Here is a 17,256-nt window from a genome sequence, read left to right on the forward strand (position 1 = left end):
GGGCGGCGGGGGCCTCGCCCGGGGAACCGTCCCGGACCCGCCCTCGGGTGCCGGACGGCGGGGCGTGGCCGGCGGGTGGGCGCTCATTGCCGCTGGGGCTAGTCCTCAAACGCCGGACGGGCTGATTAACGGCTTCTGGCACACCCGCCGGGACCGGCCCCCCGTCCTCGAACGCCGGACTGGCGGAATCGTGGCTTCTGGTCGCGGGCCCCCTCGCGGGGGCGGGGGACGAGGGGCGGTTAGCCTCGGGGGCAAGGCAGGGCTTCGGGGTTGGTGCGCGAGGAGGAGGACGGGATGGCTGGGGTTCCGGCGAGTGTGGTGGCGGCGGGCGGGCTGATCGGCGGCTACGGGGTGGCGCGGTGGACGCGAAAGCGGGCCCTGGGGGGTGTGGCCCTCGCGGCGGCGGGCACGCTCGCGGCCCGCGAGTGGCACGCGCGCTCGGGACCGGCGGTCGCCACGACGCTGACCACCGTCTACGTGGCGGCTTTCGCGGGTTCGCACCCGCTCGCCCGCAAGGTCGGCGCCTGGCCCGCCGTCTTCTCGGTCGCGGGTGGCGTGGCCGCCGCGTCCTGGGCCATCACCGGCCGCCGCCGCTGAGCCCGCGTGCCCGAACCCCGACGAAGCCCCTGACGCGGAACCCGCGTCCGGGGCCGTGACGGGCAACCACCGCTGGAAGCGGCGTGTTTGAATGCCGCGCATGAACGAGGATGCGGCGGAAGGCGAGGGAGCGGGCGGGGGCGGCGGCTCCGCGCGGATATGGGTCGGTGCGATTCCGGCGCTCGATCCGGACAGTACGGAAGTGATCCTGGGCCTCGACCTGGAGTCGGCCGACCCGGCGGAGCGGATGATCTGTCTGCTGCTGAACCGGGGCCACGAGGGTGAGGAGGGCGTCTTCTATCTGCTGCCGGACGACCTCTCGGCGCGTTACGAGCGGAACGGCGAGCGGCTGGCCGTCACCGTGCTGTCGCACCACGCGGTGCTGGAAGCCGATCTGGACGACGCCGATCTGGACGCCACGGACGAGTTGCGGACGCACCTCGCCGGGCTCGCCCGCGATCCGCTCGACGCCGACCGCCTGATCCTGCTGCGCGGCGAGATCGTCACCGATTTCGTGCCCATGGTCCGGGACGACAGCGCGCAGCCCCTGCTCGTCACCACCACTGCGGCCGATGCTCTGCGCCAGTTCCGGCCCGACGAGGGCGAGACGGACATCGCCGTCCTGTCGGCGACGCTGACCCCGCCCCCGCCCCCGCCCCCGACCCCGCCCCCGACCCCGGACCGGCACGGCTGAATGCCGACGGCCCTGGCGTCGGGGGGGAGCGCCAGGGCCGTCAGGGTTAACCGGAGGTGCGGTCTCGGGTGGAGCGGGAGCGGGACCGTCGCAGATGGCCAAGATGGCCAAGACGGCTCAGACGGCGATGTCGTGGGCGCGGAGCCAGACGGCCGGGTCGATGGGGGCGGCCCCGGCGGCGGGACGGACCTCCAGGTGGAGGTGGGGGCTGGTGACGTTGCCGGTGGCGCCGACGCGCCCGATGGTGTCGCCCGTGGTGACCTTGCCCGAGGTGGCGACCATCGTGGAGAGGTGGCAGTACCACAGCTCGGTGCCGTCATCGAGGGTGAGGATCACGCGGTAGCCGTACGAGCCCGCCCACCCGGCCGAGGTGACCGTACCGGTGTGGATGACGTGCACCGGGGTGCCGGTGGGGGCGGCGAAGTCCTGGCCGGAGTGGGTGTTGGCCCACAGGGAACTGGCCTCGCCGAAGCTGTCGGTGAGCGTGTAAGAGGCGAGCGGCTTGAGGTACGAGACCGCGAGGAGGGCCAGCCGCTCGGACTCGGCCTTGGCGGCGGCCTCGGCATCGGCCTTGGCCCGCGCTTCGGCTGCGGCCTTCGCGGCGGCGGCCTGCTCGCGTACCTTCTGCGCGGCGGCCTCGCGGGCTGCCTGCTGGGCAGCGGCCTTCTCGGCCGCCTCGCGTTCGGCCTGCGCGGCGGCGTCCCGCTGCCGGGTCGCCTCGTGGACGATACGGGCGCGCAGGGCCTCGCCGGGGTCGGTGGGCACGGGCGCGGGCACGGAAGCAGGTGCGGAGGCGGGGGTAGGTGCGGAGGCGGGGGCGGCCGGAGCCACGTCCGTAGCCGTCGCCGTATCCGCAGCCGTCGCCGTATCCGCAGCGGCGCTGACCACGGTCGCGGGAGCCGACGCGTCCCGTACCGCCGCGCCGCCGAAGTAGTCGCCGACCGTCGGCAGGGCCGAGACGCCGGGGGAGCCTGCGGGCGAGACACCGGTCGAACTCGCTTGCAGGTCAAGGGAGTCGGGCAGTTCCGGTACGTCCGGGACGGCTATCGGCGCGGGTACGGCGTCGGCCGCGACGGCCACGCCCCCGGCCCCTACAGCGGCCATCGCGGCAACGCCGAGGACGGTCGAGCCACGGGCCACGGAACCGACGGAGCGCTGGCGCGGAAGCCGGTGGCGGTTCGCGGCCGGGCCCTGGGAGCCCGGCGAGCCCTCGGCGGCAGAGGCGGCGGAATCCTCGGGGGAATTCCAGTCGTCCCACTCGCCGGGGGGATCGGCCGCTGGGGCCGCCGGGGCGGGAGCGTAGGCAGGCTGGTTGGACGCCACGCGGGCGCACTCCTTTCCTTCCTTGTCGCCTACCGGGTTAGCTGACGGGTTCGGAGCAGGAAGGTCTCCTACGGGCCTGAACGCTGCCCGATTCACCCCATTGGACCCCTCCCGTACGCCAGGGTGCGGCGAGCGAGAGGGCGGGTCCCCGGTTCCCGCGAACGGGATTCGGCAAGCGCGCGGTGCCGCCTCTGTGGCGGTGGTGACAACCGCGCTGCGTTATCGAACGTTAATAGAGCCGGGGTCGTTTTCCAAGCCGAATCAAAGAGTTGACGTCAGGAACCAAACGGTCACGGGGTGCGCGATACGGGTAAATCCGGCACCGGATGTGGCCGGGTAGTGATGTGAGTGTGTGTCAGTTGTTATGCACAGGGGGACGGTTCGATTACGTACTGTCAGGGCGGGGCGTCGCTCACGTGTGTACGGCGTCGACCATGGCGTGATGCGGGTCGGCCGGAAACGGACCCCGGCGGCGTGGCCGAGGCGCCGCCGAGGCAGGTCACGCGGTCCGGACCGGACCGAAGGAACCCCGTGCCGACTTCCCGCGTCCTCCCCCTTGACCTCGTCCAAGGGAGCCCTCGATGACACGCGCCGACGACCTCGGAACCCCTGACCCGTCGGGGCCGTTGGACGGGGTCGGTGAATCCGGCCAGCTTGGGCGCGATGTCGCCTCCGGCGACGGTGGGAACGGCGACGGTGGCGGGGACGTGAGCGGGGACGTGGACGCGGTCGGGGACGTGGACGTGGACGGGGGCGCGCGCACCCGCCGCCGACTGCTGCGCGGCGGCCTCGCCTTCGGTGCCGCCGTCGCCGTCGGCCTCACGGCGGAGCTGACCTCTTCCACCGGCCGCGCGTCGACCGGCGCCGTCGACCACCCCTCCGCCGTCTGGACCCCGGCCACCTCGCACAACTACACGGCGTCCCGGCGCACTTCGTCGTATCCGATCGACCTCGTGGTGATCCACGTCACGCAGGCGAGTTTCACCAACGCCATCGGCATCTTCCAGAGCCCGTCCCACGCGGTCTCCGCCCACTACGTCGTCCGCTCCGGAGACGGCGAGATCGCCCAGTGCGTACGCGAGCACGACATCGCCTGGCACGCGGGCAACTGGGGCTACAACACCCGCAGCATCGGCATAGAGCACGAGGGCTGGGTGGGACAGCCCGCCTACTTCACCTCCGCCATGTACTCCGCCTCGGCCGCCCTCACCGCCGCGATATGCGACCGGTACGGCATCCCCAAGGACCGCGACCACATCATCGGCCACTACCAGGTCCCGGGCACCGACCACACCGACCCCGGCGCCAACTGGGACTGGCCCCGCTACCTCGCCCTGGTCAACGCCGCCTGACGCCTCCGGCGCGGAACCCATCAGCCAGCCCAACCCGTCGATACGGGCCCGGCGCACGACGACGCCTCGGGCGACGGTCCCGGCGACGCGGTCGAGCCACGGCCGCCTCTCGTAATCCACGGCGTAGGAGTCCCGCATCTCCGGATGCACGGCCGAGCGGGTGCAGGCGCCGACCAAGTCGGCGAACGGCGGCACGTTCGGGGCATCACACGCCTAGGGCGTGCCTGTTCGTGGGTGGCCCGCGTGGCGCAGGCACCCGCCCCGCAGGCTCGTGGCGGCGCTCAGACCGGGAAGCGGCCGGACTTCACCTCGGCCACGAAGGCCGACCAGGCGTCCGCCGGGAAGAGGAGAGCGGGGCCGTGGGGGTCCTTGGAGTCCCGGACCGGGACGAGGGGGTGACCGTCGGCCACCTCGACGCAACTGCCCTCGTCACCACCGCTGTAGCTCGACTTGCGCCAGCCGGTGAGCGCGGACGCGGTCGGGATTATGGCTTCAGTGCTCTTCATGTCCGTAGTCCTTCGCTGTAGACCGCAGAAGGGCGAGTGACTCCCTCGACGGCAGCGCGTCGCCCAGGGCAAGATCGTATGCGCCCTGGAAGCGTTCGACCATCGCCGGCGAATCGTGCACGACGCCCGTGTGCAGTCCCTCGACGTAGGCGATCGGCGGCTGATCCTCGAACCACATAAGGGTCACCATGCTTTGCAGGAGCGGGTGCACGCCCACCCCGAACGGCATCACATGCACGCGAATGCGGTCACTGTCCACCAGGTCCGCGAGATGAACGAGTTGCGCAGCCATGACGTCGGGACCGCCGATCGGACGGCGAATGACCGCCTCGTCCAGCAGCGCCCACACGACCGGCGCGACGGGATCGTCCAGCAGATGCGACCTCTCGGTCCGGGTGACGACGGCCTTGTCACGTTCCTCACGGCTCAACGGCGGGTATGCCGCAGCACGCAGCACCGCGTGGGCGTATGCCTCCGTCTGAAGGAAGCCCGGTACATACGACAGCGCGAACTCGCGGATGACAGACGCCTGTTGTTCGAGCTCCTTCGCCGCCTCGAAGTGGCTTCCCACCGGCCTGCCGTCCTTGTCCGGCAGAAAGCTGGCGAGCACGTCACCGGTGTTCAGGGCCCTGTCCAGCCGCTTCGCGTCGTCCTCCGACGGCCACCGTCGGCCCGCTTCGATGTGAGCGATGTGCGAACGGGTCATCACCGCCACGCCTGCCAGGTCCTGTTGGGTGAGAGCTGCCTTCTTCCGCTGCTCGCGGAGCCATTCACCGTATGCCATGGCCATGGGGCAACTCCCTTGTGTGCCTTCTGCATTGTCACGCGCTGTCCTCTATCGAGCGTAGAGCGTCACCCCGAGTGTTGGAGGCGGAAAGTCAGCACTCGATCACGGAGCGAGCACCATGAGGAACGCACCCCCTTCCGTCCCGGTGGCGGCGCAGCGGTGGCCGAAGACGTCCAGGTCGGCGCAGGCCGCGCGGCATCATCTGCGGGATGTGCTCGACCGATGGGAACTGCGCGACCTGGCGGACGCGGCCGAGTTGGTCGTCTCCGAGCTGGTCACCAACGCCGTACGGCACGCGCGCGGCGCCGACCGGCTGATCGAGACCCGTTATCAGCCGACGCCGGACGGCGGTCTGCGGATCGAGGTGCACGACGCCGACGACCGGGTCCCGGTCGTGCGCCAGGCGTCCGCGCAGGACGAGTCGGGCCGGGGACTGCACCTGGTCGAGGCGCTGACGGACGGCCGGTGGGGCGTCCTCCCCCGCGCGCACAGGGAGGGCGCGGGCGCCGTGGGGAAATTCGTCTGGGCTCACGTCGGGCCCGCACCGTGGTGAGCCCCGACGCGTCAGGGCGCCTGCACGCGCGCGAGCGTGATGACCGGGATCGTACGGCCCGCGCGCTGCTGGAAGTCCGCGAAGAACGGCGCGGCGCGCACCTGCTGCGCCCAGAGGCGGTCGCGCTCCGCGCCCTCGGTGATGGTGGCCGTGACGTCGAAGGACTCGGTGCCGACCTCGACGTGGGCGGCGGGGTGGGCGCGGAGGTTGTGGAGCCAGTTGGGGTGCGTGGGGCGGCCGCCGTTGGCGGCGAAGACGACGAGGTGGGGGCCGTCGGTGGCGTACGCCATCGGGGAGGTGAGGCGGCGGCCGGTGCGGGCGCCGGTGGTGGTGAGGAGCAGCAGCGGGAGACCGCCGCCGCCCAACTGGCCTCCGTTGGAACGGAATTGGTCGATGATTAACTGATTGCGCTCGACTCGCTCTGACACCGGCCCGGTCCTCCAGGATGTCGCCGACGCCCCCGTTGGGCGTTACGCCGGGTCCGAACCTACCCGGCCGCCACTGTCCGTACGGCTACGACCACGTATCCGCGTCGCCGCCGACCCACGAGATCAGGTCGGTCTCCTCGACCTCTATGTCGTCGAGACCGGCGCGGCGGAGGAATTCGACGAGGTCGGCTATGCGGTGGGCGCGGCCCACGTCGGTGCCACGGATGGTGACCCGCCGCCCGCCGCCGGGGCCCGGCGGGTGCACGGTGATCGGCGGAGTGTCCATGACACCAGCCTGCCCCGCATGTCCCGGGTCCGCACCCCAGATCAGCCGCGACCCGGATCAGCCGCGACCCGACCGGCCGGGCTCCCAGTCCGGCTCCCGCCCCGCGCCCCCTACGGCCTCGGCCGCCAGGCCGTCCAGCACCGGCAGCCCCGCCACCAGCAGCCCCCTGTCGTACGACCGCCGCCCGCCCGCCTCCAGCAGCCGCCACAGATCAGGGTTGGCCGCGAGCACGCGCGGGGCGAAGGCGGCGCGCCCGCCGTCGGCGTCGATGAAGACGAGCCGGGGGGTGCGGCCGGGGAAGAGGTGGATACGGACCAGGCGGTCGGTACGGACCCGGTGGCCGCGCAGCACGCCCCGTACCCGGAGCCAGCCGTCACCCGCGGTGACCAGGGGCGGACACAGGGCGCCGAAGACGGCGGCGGCCAGCGCGGTCCAGAACGCGGCCCGTACGGGGTCCAGGGTGCCCAGCGCCCAGTCCGCCGCGGTCAGCGCCGCGAGCAGGCCGCCCGCCAGCCCGAGGGCGACCCGGAATCCGGCGCGCCACCCGTGGTCGTACGCCGTCGCGGGCCGGTGGACGCGCACATGGCCGGGCAGCCGGCCGTACGCCGAACCGGGCCCGTATCCGGCCGCGGGCACGTGTCCGGCCGCGGGCACGTGTCCGGCCGACATCGGGGAAGCCCCCGACCGCACCGTCCGGACCGCCTCGCCGTGTCCCATGTCTCCGACGCTACGGACGCCCTGCGGCCCCGCGGCCGGCGTTGACGTGGCCCTGACGCCCCCGTCCACGGTCTTGACGCGACGCTGACGCGGGGCCTCCGGGCCTCCGGACCGCCGTGCCTCCGGGCCCCCACGACCCCGGCGCCGGACCGCCGCGGCTCACCCGGCTGCCGTAATCGTTCGCGCGCCGCCCCGCTGACCTGCGGCGCGGCCGTACACCCCGGCAGAACCCGGCAGGACACGGCCCGCGCCGTCAAGACGGTGTCAACGTGGCCGTCCGCCGCGCCAGGGAAGCGTTAACAGCGCAGGACGGGCCCCGGTCAGGCCGTCTCATGAGCGATGTCCTTCCGTTCGCCTCTCCACACGATCCGGGGTTCTCGCCCATGTCCGATGTTGTCTTCGTCCTCGTGACGATCGCGGTGTTCGCCGTGCTCGCCCTGGTGGTCAAGGGGGTCGAGAAGCTGTGAGCGCCGAGAACGTCGTCGGCCTCGTCGTGGCTGCCTGCCTGCTCGTCTACCTCGTGCTCGCCCTGATCTTCCCGGAGAAGTTCTAGTGAACGACACTCTCGCGGGCTGGCTCCAGATCACCGTCCTGATCGCGGCACTGGCGCTGACCTACCGCCCGCTGGGCGACTACATGGCCCGCATCCTCACCACCACCAAACACCTGCGCGTCGAGCGCGGCATCTACCGGCTCGGCGGCGTCGACGGCGACGCGGACCAGAAGTGGTCGGCGTATCTGCGGGGCGTGCTGGCGTTCTCCGTGGTGTCCGTGCTCTTCCTCTACGCCTTCCAGCGGCTCCAGAACCACCTGCTGCTGTCGCTGGGCTTCGCGCCGGTCAAGGCCGACCAGGCGTTCAACACCGCCGCCTCGTTCGTGACGAACACCAACTGGCAGTCGTACTCCGCCGAGGTGACGATGGGTCACCTGGTCCAGATGGCGGGTCTGGCGGTGCAGAATTTCGTGTCGGCCGCCGTCGGCATCGCCGTGGTCGCCGCCCTCATCCGCGGTTTCACCCGCCGCAGGACGGACCGCGTCGGCAACTTCTGGGTGGACCTGACGCGGATCGTCGTACGGCTGCTGGTGCCGATGGCGTTCGTCTTCGCGATCGTGCTGGTCGCGGCGGGCGCGGTGCAGAATCTGCACGGCATCCACGAGATCACCACGCTGATCGGCGACAAGCAGTCGGTCACCGGCGGCCCGGTGGCCTCGCAGGAGGTCATCAAGGAACTGGGCACCAACGGCGGCGGGTTCTACAACGCCAACTCCGCCCACCCCTTCGAGAACCCCAACGGGATCTCCAACATCCTGGAGATCTACCTGCTGTTGGTGATCTCCTTCTCGCTGCCGCGCACCTTCGGCAAGATGATCGGCGACCACCGCCAGGGGTACGCGATCCTCGCCGTCATGGGCCTGATCTGGGCCGCGTCGGTCGCGCTCATCACCGTCAACGAGCTGCACAGCGTGAGCAGTTCGGCCGGTCACGCGGCCGGCGGGATGATGGAGGGCAAGGAACAGCGGTTCGGGATCTGGGCGTCCACGCTCTTCGCGGCCTCGACCACGCTGACCTCGACCGGCGCCGTCAACTCCTTCCACGACTCGTTCTCGCCGGGCGGCGGCGGCATGACGATCTTCAACATGATGCTCGGCGAGATCGCGCCCGGCGGTACCGGCTCCGGTCTCTACGGCATCCTGGTCCTCGCGATCATCGCGGTGTTCGTGGCCGGGCTGATGGTCGGCCGCACGCCGGAGTACCTGGGCAAGAAGCTCGGGGCGCGCGAGATGAAATTCGCGTCGCTGTACATCCTGGCCACGCCCGCCGTCGTCCTGATCGGCACCGGTACGGCGATGGCGCTGCCCGGCGAGCGCGCCGCGATGCTCAACTCCGGTCCGCACGGCTTCTCCGAGGTGCTGTACGCCTTCACCTCCGCCGCCAACAACAACGGCTCGGCGTTCGCGGGCCTCAGCGTCAACACCGAGTGGTACAACACCGCGCTCGGTCTGGCGATGCTCTTCGGCCGCTTCCTGCCGATGATCTTCGTGCTGGCGCTGGCCGGTTCGCTGGCGAGACAGCAGCCGGTGCCCGTCACCGCGGGCACGCTGCCCACCCATCGGCCGCAGTTCGTCGGCCTGCTCACGGCCGTGATCATCGTGGTCGTCGGCCTCACCTACTTCCCCGCACTCTCGCTGGGTCCGCTCGCGGAAGGTCTGCACTGATGTCCGTCACCACTGACACGCCGCCGTCCCCCTCGGGGGGCCGGGGCGCCGCGGCGGCGCAGCCGTCGCACCGGATCTCCGGCGGGCTGCTCGATCCCCGGCAGTTGCTGATCTCGCTGCCCGACGCGTGCCGCAAGCTCGACCCGCGCGTCATGGCCAGGAACCCGGTCATGTTCGTGGTCGAGGCGGGCGCGGTGCTGACCACGCTCTCCGCGATCAAGGACCCGAGCATCTTCGCCTGGGTGATCACCGCGTGGCTCTGGCTGACCGCGGTCTTCGCCAATCTGGCGGAGGCCGTCGCCGAGGGCCGCGGCAAGGCGCAGGCGGAGACCCTGCGGCGTACGAAGACCGAGACGGTGGCGCGCCGGCTGGTCAACTGGAGCCATGGGCAGGGCACTTCCGCTGAAAGCCAGGCCACTTCCGCCGGTGGGTCCACGGGGGCCGTCGCCGAGGAGCCCGTGCCCGCCGCCGAACTCCGGCTCGGGGACCACGTGGTGGTCGAGGCCGGGCAGATCATCCCCGGCGACGGTGACGTCGTCGAGGGCATCGCGTCGGTGGACGAGTCCGCGATCACCGGTGAATCGGCCCCCGTCATCCGGGAGTCGGGCGGTGACCGGTCGGCGGTGACGGGCGGCACCCGCGTGCTGTCCGACCGTATCGTCGTCAAGATCACCTCCAAGCCGGGCGAGACGTTCATCGACCGGATGATCGCCCTGGTCGAGGGCGCGTCACGGCAGAAGACGCCGAACGAGATCGCGCTGAACATCCTGCTGGCCTCGCTCACCGTCGTGTTCCTGCTGGCCGTCGTCACGCTCCAGCCGATGGCGATCTACGCGGGCGCCGAGCAGTCCATCGTGATCCTCGTCGCGCTGGTCGTGGCGCTCATCCCGACCACCATCGGGGCGCTGCTGTCGGCGATCGGCATCGCGGGCATGGACCGGCTGGTGCAGCGCAATGTGCTGGCCATGTCGGGCAGGGCCGTCGAGGCGGCGGGCGACGTCAACACCCTGCTGCTCGACAAGACCGGCACCATCACCCTCGGCAACCGGCAGGCCGCCGAGTTCCTGCCGCTGGGCGGCGCCGACATCGGCCGGCTGGCCGACGCGGCGCAGCTCTCGTCGCTGTCGGACGAGACGCCCGAGGGCCGGTCGATCGTCGTGCTCGCCAAGGAGCGGTACGCGCTGCGCGCGCGGGCCGAAGGGGAGCTGCCGCACGCGGAGTTCGTGCCGTTCACGGCGCAGACCCGGATGAGCGGCGTCGACCTCGTCGAGGACGGCGGCCAGCGGTCGTTGCGCAAGGGCGCGGCCTCCGCCGTCATCCGGTGGATCCGCGACGCGGGCGGACAGCCGACCCCCGAGGTCGGCGAGATCGTGGACGGCATCTCGGCGAGCGGCGGCACCCCGCTGGTCGTCGGCGAGATCGTGCGCCGCGACGGCGGGACGGGTGGCGGGACGGGTGGCGAGACGACGACCGCGACCGTGCTCGGGGTGATCCACCTCAAGGACGTCGTCAAGGCCGGGATGCGCGAACGCTTCGCGGAGCTGCGGACGATGGGCATCCGCACGGTCATGATCACCGGCGACAACCCGATGACGGCCAAGGCCATCGCGGAGGAGGCGGGCGTGGACGACTTCCTCGCCGAGGCCACCCCCGAGGACAAGATGGCGCTCATCAAACGGGAGCAGGCGGGCGGCAAGCTCGTCGCGATGACCGGCGACGGGACGAACGACGCGCCCGCGCTGGCTCAGGCCGACGTCGGCGTGGCCATGAACACCGGCACCTCGGCCGCCAAGGAGGCCGGGAACATGGTGGACCTGGACTCCAACCCCACCAAGCTGATCGAGATCGTCGAGATCGGCAAGCAACTGCTCATCACCCGTGGCGCGTTGACGACCTTCTCGATCGCCAACGACGTGGCGAAGTACTTCGCGATCATCCCCGCGATGTTCACCGTCGCCTATCCGGGCCTGGACAAGCTCAACGTCATGGGCCTGCACAGCCCGCAGTCGGCCATCGCCTCCGCGATCATCTTCAACGCGCTGATCATCATCGCGCTGATCCCGCTCGCGCTGCGCGGTGTCCGCTACCGGCCGTCGTCCGCCGCCGCCCTGCTCAACCGCAACATCTGGGTCTACGGACTCGGCGGCCTCGCCCTGCCGTTCGTCGGCATCAAACTCATCGACCTGATCATCCAGTTCATCCCCGGACTGCGCTGACCGCCGCCTCCGGGCGAGCGACATCTCTTCACGAAAGGACGGTGCGACACGATGTTCACGTTCCACTCCAGCGCGGTCCGCAGACACCTCTCGGCGCTCCGCATTCTGCTGCTGATGACCGTGATCGCGGGGGTCGTCTACCCGCTGGCCGTCACGGGCGTCGCCCAAGTCGCCTTCAGCGGCAGGGCGAACGGCTCCGAGGTCACGCAGAACGGCCACGTCGTCGGGTCCCGGCAGCTCGGGCAGAGCTTCGACCTGCCGAAGAAGAACCCCGACGACGCCGACGAGGCGGCCCGCCCGGACCCCCGGTGGTTCCAGCCGCGGCCGTCGGCCGGCGGCTACGACCCGCTGGCCTCCGGCGCGTCCAACCTCGGGCCCAACAACCCGGACCTGGTCAAGACGATCGAGCAGCGCCGCAAGGACGTCGCCGCCTTCGACGGGGTCGATCCGGCCTCGGTCCCGGTCGACGCGGTGACCGCCTCGGGCTCGGGCCTGGACCCGGACATCTCGCCCGCGTACGCGTACGAGCAGGTGAACCGGGTCGCCAAGGCCCGGGGGCTCTCCGCCGACGCGGTACGCGAGTTGGTCGCCGGCCATGTGTCGGGGCGCGAGCTGGGCTTTCTCGGCCAGAAGCACGTCAATGTCCTCGACCTCAATCGGGCGTTGGCGGCGCGGCACTGAACTCCCTACGCGTTCGGGGTATTTCCCGGGTGCGCCGTCAGCCCTCCGGTATACGCTTCCGCCGAAACGGATGCGCGTGCCGGGGGGCTTTCCGGGCTTTCGCATTCCCGGGGCAGGGGGAGGGCCATCACGGACCGGCTCAGTGTGCGGAGCGTTCTCGGGCGGGTCGAGGCCATTGAGGACTGGCTGCTGACCTCGGAGGAATGGCGTGCGGTGGGGGCCGCGCTGGACGGGTTGAGCACGGCGCTGGCGGACGGGAGCGAGGAGGGCGTACGCGACGCGCTCGGCGCGCTCCAGGCGCTGGAGGAGTCGCGGCGCGCGCTGGCGCGTCCCGGCCCGGTGAAGTCCTTCATCCCGCAGCGGCAGCGCGAGCAGCGCAACATCCTGGTGCGGCGGCTCACGCTTGACCTGAGCAGGGAGGACCGGGGCCCGGCGGCCGGCCCTTCGACGGGCTCCTCGGCCGGCTCCTCGGCTGAGCCCTCGGCTGGCCCCTCGCCCGGCGGCGGGCCGTCCGCGACAGGACCCGCAACCTGATGCGCGGCATCGTCAAACCGGCCCTGCTCATCGCCTGCTTCGCCCCCGCCGGCCCCGCCGACGACGAATCCGCCCACGCCTATCTCAACGATCTCTGGAAGGCATGCCAAGCGCTCGGCATGACATCGCCGATTACCGGACTTCCGTTTCCGGCGGGCCGTTTACCGGCCGTTCCCGGCCATACGAAGGACCTGGAAATCCTCGCGGCGGCCGAACGCGGCGGTGGCACCTCCGTTCACTCCGCCTTCGTCTTCGCGGAACACGACACCGTCGGTCTGATCGCGCTCCTCGCCCCGAATGACACCCATTCCGGCCTCGAACAGTGGAATGACCTGCTGACCGAATGGAACACGGCGGTCGCGAGCACCGGACGGCCGCGCGCCGGGCCCCCGCCGGACGGAATCCTCGGCGAATTCCGCGTCTTCGAGGCATTGCGCCGGCGCACCGTCGGCGTGAACGACCGGACGGTGTGCGAGGAGATACGCCGGTACGGTCCGCCGGTGCCGGGACCGGGCTCCGGCGGTACGGGCTCAGGCTCCGGCGGTACGGCCTCGGGCTCCGGCGGCGACGGCGACGGCGCCTGGTGGCGCGGCTTCGACCGTACCGACCACGGCTTCGACGTATGGCGGCCCGACGAGGACCCGGCGCACGACGCCGTCTCCCACCTCTACGTGCTCGCCCCGGCCGCGCTGGAGGCCGAGTTGGACGCCTGGGCGTGGGCCGTGGACGGTGAGAGCGGACTGCGACCGCTGACCCGCTATCTGCTGCACGCCTCGAAACTGCGGTACGAGGCACGGCAGTACGCGGCCGACGAGCCGGTGCATGTACGAGTCGAGGTGAGTGACCGTCACACGCGCGAGCTGCTGCGGGAGTTGGAGCCCGCAGCCGCCGGGCAGCCGATCGCGCTCGGCCGGGTGCTGCGCGCGGCGGCGCTGCTGGACGGGACGCAGCTCGGCGCGCAGGGCATGACGTGGACGATCACGGGCTTGCGGCAGTTGAGCCGTACGGTCGCCATCGCCGCCGCCAACATGCGTATCCACGCGCCCGTCGTCCACCGCCAGGGCCCCGGCCCGTCCTGGCCCGAGGCCGACCTCGCGGCGGCCGGCGCGCTGATCGAACAGGCCGAGAGCGACCAGGTGTATCTGGAGACGACCCGTGAACGCGCCGAGGCGGCACGGGCGTTGGCGACCACCATCGTGGACCGCGCCTTCGACGACCGGCGCGGGAAGCTGACGCTCATCCAGGGCTCGGTGCTGGGCGCTGCGGCCACCGCGCTCGCCGCCGTCCAGTCGTTCTCGTACCACGTACCGCTCTCCCGCTTCCTCCAGTCGCCCGCCATCGCCGTGCTCACCGCGCTCGCCCTGGCGCTGCCGCTGACCGTGCTGCGCTGGGCGGGCGTCAGGGCGACCACCTCCTACGCGTGGCTGGTCAGTTGGGCGGCCGGGCTGGTCGGCGCGTCCCTGTGCTGGCTGGTGACCGTCCTGGTCCGCCGCCACCTCGACCTCGGACCGCTCCCCGTCGCCGTGACACTGCCCTGCGCCGTGGTGTCGGGGCTGATCGCGTACGGCGCATCCCGCTGGCTCACCCGACGGCACCGAGGTTTCCCATGACATCCGCAGCACCCTCCCCAGAAGGCGCCTTAGGGCGGGAGCCCGGCCCCGAGGCCGCGTCGGCCCCCGGCGGGGAATCCGCCTCCTCCGCCATCCGGGCCTTCGTCGAGACGCTGGACGTCGAGGATCTGATCGCCCGCTTCGACGTCGACTTCGACATCCCCATGCGCCAGTCCGACGCCGTCGGCATGCTGCGGCTCGCGGACGCGCACAGCCCGGCCCCCGGCGGCGGCCCGCGGACGACCGCGCGGCGCGTCGGCGCGTACTGGTGCGAGATCGTCCGGGCGGACATGGCGTACGAGCCGCTGACCGGCCTCCAGTTCATCGACGCGTCCAGGGCCGACGCGGAAGGGCTGCTGGCGCGCCTGGAGCAGGCGCCGGACGAATTCGCCTCCTACGCGGTGGCCCGCTGGTACGACGGCGCCGGCCGTATCCGGTACCGGCTGGGCGACTTCACCCCGGCCAGGATCGCCTTCGGTACGGCTGTGCGCGCGGCTGCGGCGGCCGGGCTGTGGTGGGTACTGCCCGACCTGCGGAGCAATCAGGCGCGCGCCGCCTTCGAGGAGCGCAGCCAGACCGCGCGCGACCGCCAGGGAGGAACCGACGCGCACGGCCTCGTACCGGAGTTGGAGGCGTTGTGCGCCGATATCCGCGCCGGGATACGGGAGTTCGGGATCGCGCTGCCCGCCTCGCCCGACGCGCCGCCCCGGCACCGGGAGTTCCTGCGCGGCTACGCGAACGCCCTGCACAATCTGGCGACGGCGGTGCGGCAGGACGGCGACGCGGGCCGGGCGCTGGACGTCATCGGCGAGTCGCTGGCGGTCAGCCGGGCCCTCGGCGACTCCTACCGGGTCGCCCAGTCGGCGAATCTGAGCGCGCAGTGCGATCCCGCGAACGCCGTCGCGTACTACGAGGACCTGCTCGACCAGCCCTGGGCGCGCGGCGCCCGGATCGCCCGGCAGAATCTCGCGATCAGGAGGGGCGGCCCCGAAGGGCTGGCCGAACTGGCGTCGATGCTCGACGAGTTGGAGCGGGACGACAGCGGCATCGGCCGCCAGACCGGGATGGACGTCGACTTCTACGCGTACACGGTGCGCGGCTACGCGCGGGTGGCCGGGCGGCTCCCCGAGGACAGCCGTCCCGCCGACGTCCTGGACCGCCGCCTGACCATGGCCAGGACCGTACGCGGCGCCGTCGCGCTGCCGGTCTACAAGCGGGCCTACGCGCGGCACATGCGGCCCGCGTACCTCCAGGCCGTCGCGGCGCGGGTCGAGACGGGCGACGGGTCGCGGGAGAATCTGGAGCAGATCCTGTCGCTGGTCGAGGAGTCCTCGGGGCGCGAACTGCTCGACCTGCTCGGCTCCTCCCGGCCGCCGTTGCTGGCGCCGCCGACGGCCCGTCAGGCGGGCGCCGAGACAAGGGAGTCCGGATCGGAGCCGCCGCCGGGTACGGGACGGCGGGCCGCTCCCGGCACCCTGGCGGACGAGGAGGCGGAGCGGCTGCGGACGCTGATCGTGCGGCGCGAGCAGGAGTACGAGGAGTGGTTCCTCCAGCATCCGCTCACCTCGGCCACGCACGACGAGGACATCGCCCACCAGCTCGTGCAGTACACCCTCAACCACCAAGGGTCGTGCGTGGTGCGGTACTTCAGCTACGCGGCGCCGGACGGGGTGCGCCGCGACGGCGGTGCGGGCGCCGCCGTCGGGGACCGGCTCGGGGTCATGGTGTGCCGCGAGGGCCTGCTGACGCTGCTGCCCGCCGTCCCGTACGACGACGTGACCGCGCTGGCGCGGGAGGTGACCGCCGACCTGGAGGCGGGCGCGCCCGGCGCCGAGACCTGCCACCGGATCTGGGACCTGCTGATCGCGCCGGTCTGGGAACACGCCACGCGCGGAGGCCCGTTGACGCATCTCACGCTCATCCCGACCGACGACCTCTTCGCGATGCCGCTGCATGTCGCGGCCGAGCGCGGCGACGACCGGCCGCTGGCGGCGCGCGTACCGCTGTCGCACTCGGTGAGCGTCGCGGCCTTCGTGACCCGTGGACGGCACCTGCTCAAAAGGCAGTTGGCGGAGCGGGACGACGATCTGGCGGCGCTGCTGGTGACCGACGCGCACGCGACGGGCCGCGAGGTCGTCGGCACCGGATGGCCGCCGGAGCACATCGTGCTGGCCGGTGACGTCTTCGGCGGCTTCCCCGACCCCGCCACGGCCCCGGGGCCCGCGCAGCGGCACCCGGCCGACTGGTCGGGGGTGGCGGCGCTCGTGGAGTGCAAGCCCGAGTTCTTCGTCTACGCCGGGCACGGCACGTACGTGGACACCGCCGAGGGCGCGGGGCCGCTGCTCAACCTCGGCCAGGAGGACGTCCTCACGCAGTTCGACCTCGCCCTGCACCTGAGCCTGCCGCGCAACAAGCTGACCGTGCTCGGCGCGTGCCTCGCGGGCCAGGGCATGCGCTCGGACGGCGGCGACGTGCTGGGCTTCATGCGGTCGCTGATGGTCAGCGGCGCGGGCGCGATCGGCGTTCCGCTGTGGAAGGTCCTCGACACCACGATGGTCGCCACCGTGCGCGCCCTGCTGCGCGAGAGCCGCCGCGTGCTGGGCCCGGGGCCGGCCGGAACCGGCGTCTTCGACGTCGTCGAGACCCTGCACCGGCACTACCGGGAGGACATCGAGTCGTACGACGGGCTCGCCGCGCGCGTCGAACGCCTGCCGCTGGCGCTGTACTTGTGAACCTATGATCGGGCCGGGCGACG

At 72.0% G+C, this 17,256-nt stretch carries 18 protein-coding genes and 1 riboswitch; of the genes, 12 read left to right on the forward strand and 6 right to left on the reverse strand.

Features of this window, described 5'->3' with window-relative positions:
• The first annotated feature begins 294 nt into the window (after window positions 1-294).
• Window positions 295-597 carry a hypothetical protein gene (locus BGM09_RS23375; RefSeq protein WP_188283643.1) on the forward strand — a complete coding sequence of 101 codons (303 nt, stop codon included), beginning with the start codon at window positions 295-297 and terminating at the stop codon, window positions 595-597.
• A gap of 100 nt (window positions 598-697) precedes the next feature.
• Window positions 698-1,291 carry a hypothetical protein gene (locus BGM09_RS23380; RefSeq protein ID WP_188283644.1) on the forward strand — a complete coding sequence of 198 codons (594 nt, stop codon included), beginning with the start codon at window positions 698-700 and terminating at the stop codon, window positions 1,289-1,291.
• 117 nt (window positions 1,292-1,408) lie between these two features.
• Here BGM09_RS23380 and BGM09_RS23385 read toward each other — a convergent pair whose 3' ends face one another.
• Window positions 1,409-2,614, reverse strand: a complete 1,206-nt coding sequence (locus BGM09_RS23385) for a M23 family metallopeptidase (protein ID WP_317452857.1) — start codon at window positions 2,612-2,614, stop codon at window positions 1,409-1,411.
• Between the two features lie 11 nt (window positions 2,615-2,625).
• Window positions 2,626-2,798, reverse strand: a riboswitch (cyclic di-AMP (ydaO/yuaA leader).
• 553 nt (window positions 2,799-3,351) lie between these two features.
• Here BGM09_RS23385 and BGM09_RS23390 point away from each other — a divergent pair.
• Entirely contained in the window at window positions 3,352-3,966 is a 615-nt protein-coding gene (locus BGM09_RS23390; protein ID WP_317452861.1) for an N-acetylmuramoyl-L-alanine amidase, read from the forward strand.
• A 281-nt stretch (window positions 3,967-4,247) separates the two neighbouring features.
• On the opposite strand, the gene BGM09_RS23395 is transcribed toward BGM09_RS23390, so the two are convergent.
• Window positions 4,248-4,472: a DUF397 domain-containing protein gene (locus tag BGM09_RS23395; protein WP_188283646.1), complete on the reverse strand. Its 225-nt coding sequence runs from the start codon at window positions 4,470-4,472 to the stop codon at window positions 4,248-4,250.
• Window positions 4,459-5,262, reverse strand: a complete 804-nt coding sequence (locus BGM09_RS23400) for a helix-turn-helix domain-containing protein (RefSeq protein WP_188283647.1) — start codon at window positions 5,260-5,262, stop codon at window positions 4,459-4,461. The genes BGM09_RS23395 and BGM09_RS23400 overlap by 14 nt, the downstream gene beginning before the upstream one ends.
• A gap of 115 nt (window positions 5,263-5,377) precedes the next feature.
• Between BGM09_RS23400 and BGM09_RS23405 the strand changes: the two genes are divergently transcribed.
• Complete coding sequence (locus BGM09_RS23405) at window positions 5,378-5,812, forward strand: ATP-binding protein (protein WP_188283648.1); 435 nt, start codon at window positions 5,378-5,380, stop codon at window positions 5,810-5,812.
• 11 nt (window positions 5,813-5,823) lie between these two features.
• Here BGM09_RS23405 and BGM09_RS23410 read toward each other — a convergent pair whose 3' ends face one another.
• The 3 genes from BGM09_RS23410 to BGM09_RS23420 form a co-directional block, all read right to left on the reverse strand.
• The gene (locus BGM09_RS23410; RefSeq protein ID WP_188283649.1) at window positions 5,824-6,240 is read right to left on the reverse strand and encodes a nitroreductase/quinone reductase family protein; all 417 of its coding nucleotides are present in this window, start codon (window positions 6,238-6,240) and stop codon (window positions 5,824-5,826) included.
• Window positions 6,241-6,325: 85 nt separating this feature from the next.
• Window positions 6,326-6,526, reverse strand: coding sequence for a hypothetical protein (locus tag BGM09_RS23415; protein ID WP_188283650.1), 201 nt, complete (start codon window positions 6,524-6,526; stop codon window positions 6,326-6,328).
• A gap of 57 nt (window positions 6,527-6,583) precedes the next feature.
• Window positions 6,584-7,243, reverse strand: coding sequence for a hypothetical protein (locus BGM09_RS23420; RefSeq protein WP_188283651.1), 660 nt, complete (start codon window positions 7,241-7,243; stop codon window positions 6,584-6,586).
• 332 nt (window positions 7,244-7,575) lie between these two features.
• Between BGM09_RS23420 and BGM09_RS38575 the strand changes: the two genes are divergently transcribed.
• The 8 genes from BGM09_RS38575 (at window position 7,576) to BGM09_RS23455 (ending at window position 17,233) form a co-directional block, all read left to right on the forward strand.
• Window positions 7,576-7,710, forward strand: coding sequence for a hypothetical protein (locus BGM09_RS38575; protein ID WP_262928406.1), 135 nt, complete (start codon window positions 7,576-7,578; stop codon window positions 7,708-7,710).
• Window positions 7,707-7,796 (forward strand): K(+)-transporting ATPase subunit F, encoded by a 90-nt coding sequence (gene kdpF, locus BGM09_RS23425; RefSeq protein ID WP_188283652.1) that lies wholly within the window; start codon window positions 7,707-7,709, stop codon window positions 7,794-7,796. Before BGM09_RS38575 ends, kdpF begins: the two co-directional genes overlap by 4 nt.
• Window positions 7,796-9,460 carry a potassium-transporting ATPase subunit KdpA gene (kdpA, locus tag BGM09_RS23430; RefSeq protein WP_188283653.1) on the forward strand — a complete coding sequence of 555 codons (1,665 nt, stop codon included), beginning with the start codon at window positions 7,796-7,798 and terminating at the stop codon, window positions 9,458-9,460. Before kdpF ends, kdpA begins: the two co-directional genes overlap by 1 nt.
• On the forward strand, window positions 9,460-11,676 hold the full coding sequence (kdpB, locus tag BGM09_RS23435; protein ID WP_188283654.1) for a potassium-transporting ATPase subunit KdpB: 2,217 nt from the start codon (window positions 9,460-9,462) through the stop codon (window positions 11,674-11,676). The genes kdpA and kdpB overlap by 1 nt, the downstream gene beginning before the upstream one ends.
• A gap of 51 nt (window positions 11,677-11,727) precedes the next feature.
• Window positions 11,728-12,357 (forward strand): potassium-transporting ATPase subunit KdpC, encoded by a 630-nt coding sequence (kdpC, locus tag BGM09_RS23440; protein WP_188283655.1) that lies wholly within the window; start codon window positions 11,728-11,730, stop codon window positions 12,355-12,357.
• Between the two features lie 144 nt (window positions 12,358-12,501).
• The gene (locus BGM09_RS23445) at window positions 12,502-12,891 is read left to right on the forward strand and encodes a CATRA system-associated protein (RefSeq protein WP_188283656.1); all 390 of its coding nucleotides are present in this window, start codon (window positions 12,502-12,504) and stop codon (window positions 12,889-12,891) included.
• Complete coding sequence (locus tag BGM09_RS23450) at window positions 12,891-14,501, forward strand: CATRA conflict system CASPASE/TPR repeat-associated protein (RefSeq protein ID WP_188283657.1); 1,611 nt, start codon at window positions 12,891-12,893, stop codon at window positions 14,499-14,501. The genes BGM09_RS23445 and BGM09_RS23450 overlap by 1 nt, the downstream gene beginning before the upstream one ends.
• Entirely contained in the window at window positions 14,498-17,233 is a 2,736-nt protein-coding gene (locus BGM09_RS23455) for a CHAT domain-containing protein (RefSeq protein ID WP_188283658.1), read from the forward strand. The genes BGM09_RS23450 and BGM09_RS23455 overlap by 4 nt, the downstream gene beginning before the upstream one ends.
• Window positions 17,234-17,256: the final 23 nt, after the last annotated feature.

This window comes from Streptomyces sp. CBMA29, from assembly GCF_014596445.1.
Taxonomy (GTDB): Bacteria; Actinomycetota; Actinomycetes; order Streptomycetales; family Streptomycetaceae; genus Actinacidiphila.

Excerpts from the sequence above, each read along its gene's own strand:
- BGM09_RS23450 (WP_188283657.1), top strand. The coding sequence starts at position 12,891 with ATGCGCGGCATCGTCAAACCGGCCCTGCTCATCGCCTGCTTCGCCCCC.
- kdpC (WP_188283655.1), top strand. The coding sequence starts at position 11,728 with ATGTTCACGTTCCACTCCAGCGCGGTCCGCAGACACCTCTCGGCGCTC.
- BGM09_RS23380 (WP_188283644.1), top strand. The coding sequence starts at position 698 with ATGAACGAGGATGCGGCGGAAGGCGAGGGAGCGGGCGGGGGCGGCGGC.
- BGM09_RS38575 (WP_262928406.1), top strand. The coding sequence starts at position 7,576 with ATGAGCGATGTCCTTCCGTTCGCCTCTCCACACGATCCGGGGTTCTCG.
- BGM09_RS23415 (WP_188283650.1), bottom strand. The coding sequence starts at position 6,526 with ATGGACACTCCGCCGATCACCGTGCACCCGCCGGGCCCCGGCGGCGGG.
- BGM09_RS23420 (WP_188283651.1), bottom strand. The coding sequence starts at position 7,243 with ATGGGACACGGCGAGGCGGTCCGGACGGTGCGGTCGGGGGCTTCCCCG.
- BGM09_RS23400 (WP_188283647.1), bottom strand. The coding sequence starts at position 5,262 with ATGGCCATGGCATACGGTGAATGGCTCCGCGAGCAGCGGAAGAAGGCA.
- BGM09_RS23455 (WP_188283658.1), top strand. The coding sequence starts at position 14,498 with ATGACATCCGCAGCACCCTCCCCAGAAGGCGCCTTAGGGCGGGAGCCC.
- BGM09_RS23395 (WP_188283646.1), bottom strand. The coding sequence starts at position 4,472 with ATGAAGAGCACTGAAGCCATAATCCCGACCGCGTCCGCGCTCACCGGC.
- BGM09_RS23375 (WP_188283643.1), top strand. The coding sequence starts at position 295 with ATGGCTGGGGTTCCGGCGAGTGTGGTGGCGGCGGGCGGGCTGATCGGC.
- kdpB (WP_188283654.1), top strand. The coding sequence starts at position 9,460 with ATGTCCGTCACCACTGACACGCCGCCGTCCCCCTCGGGGGGCCGGGGC.
- BGM09_RS23405 (WP_188283648.1), top strand. The coding sequence starts at position 5,378 with ATGAGGAACGCACCCCCTTCCGTCCCGGTGGCGGCGCAGCGGTGGCCG.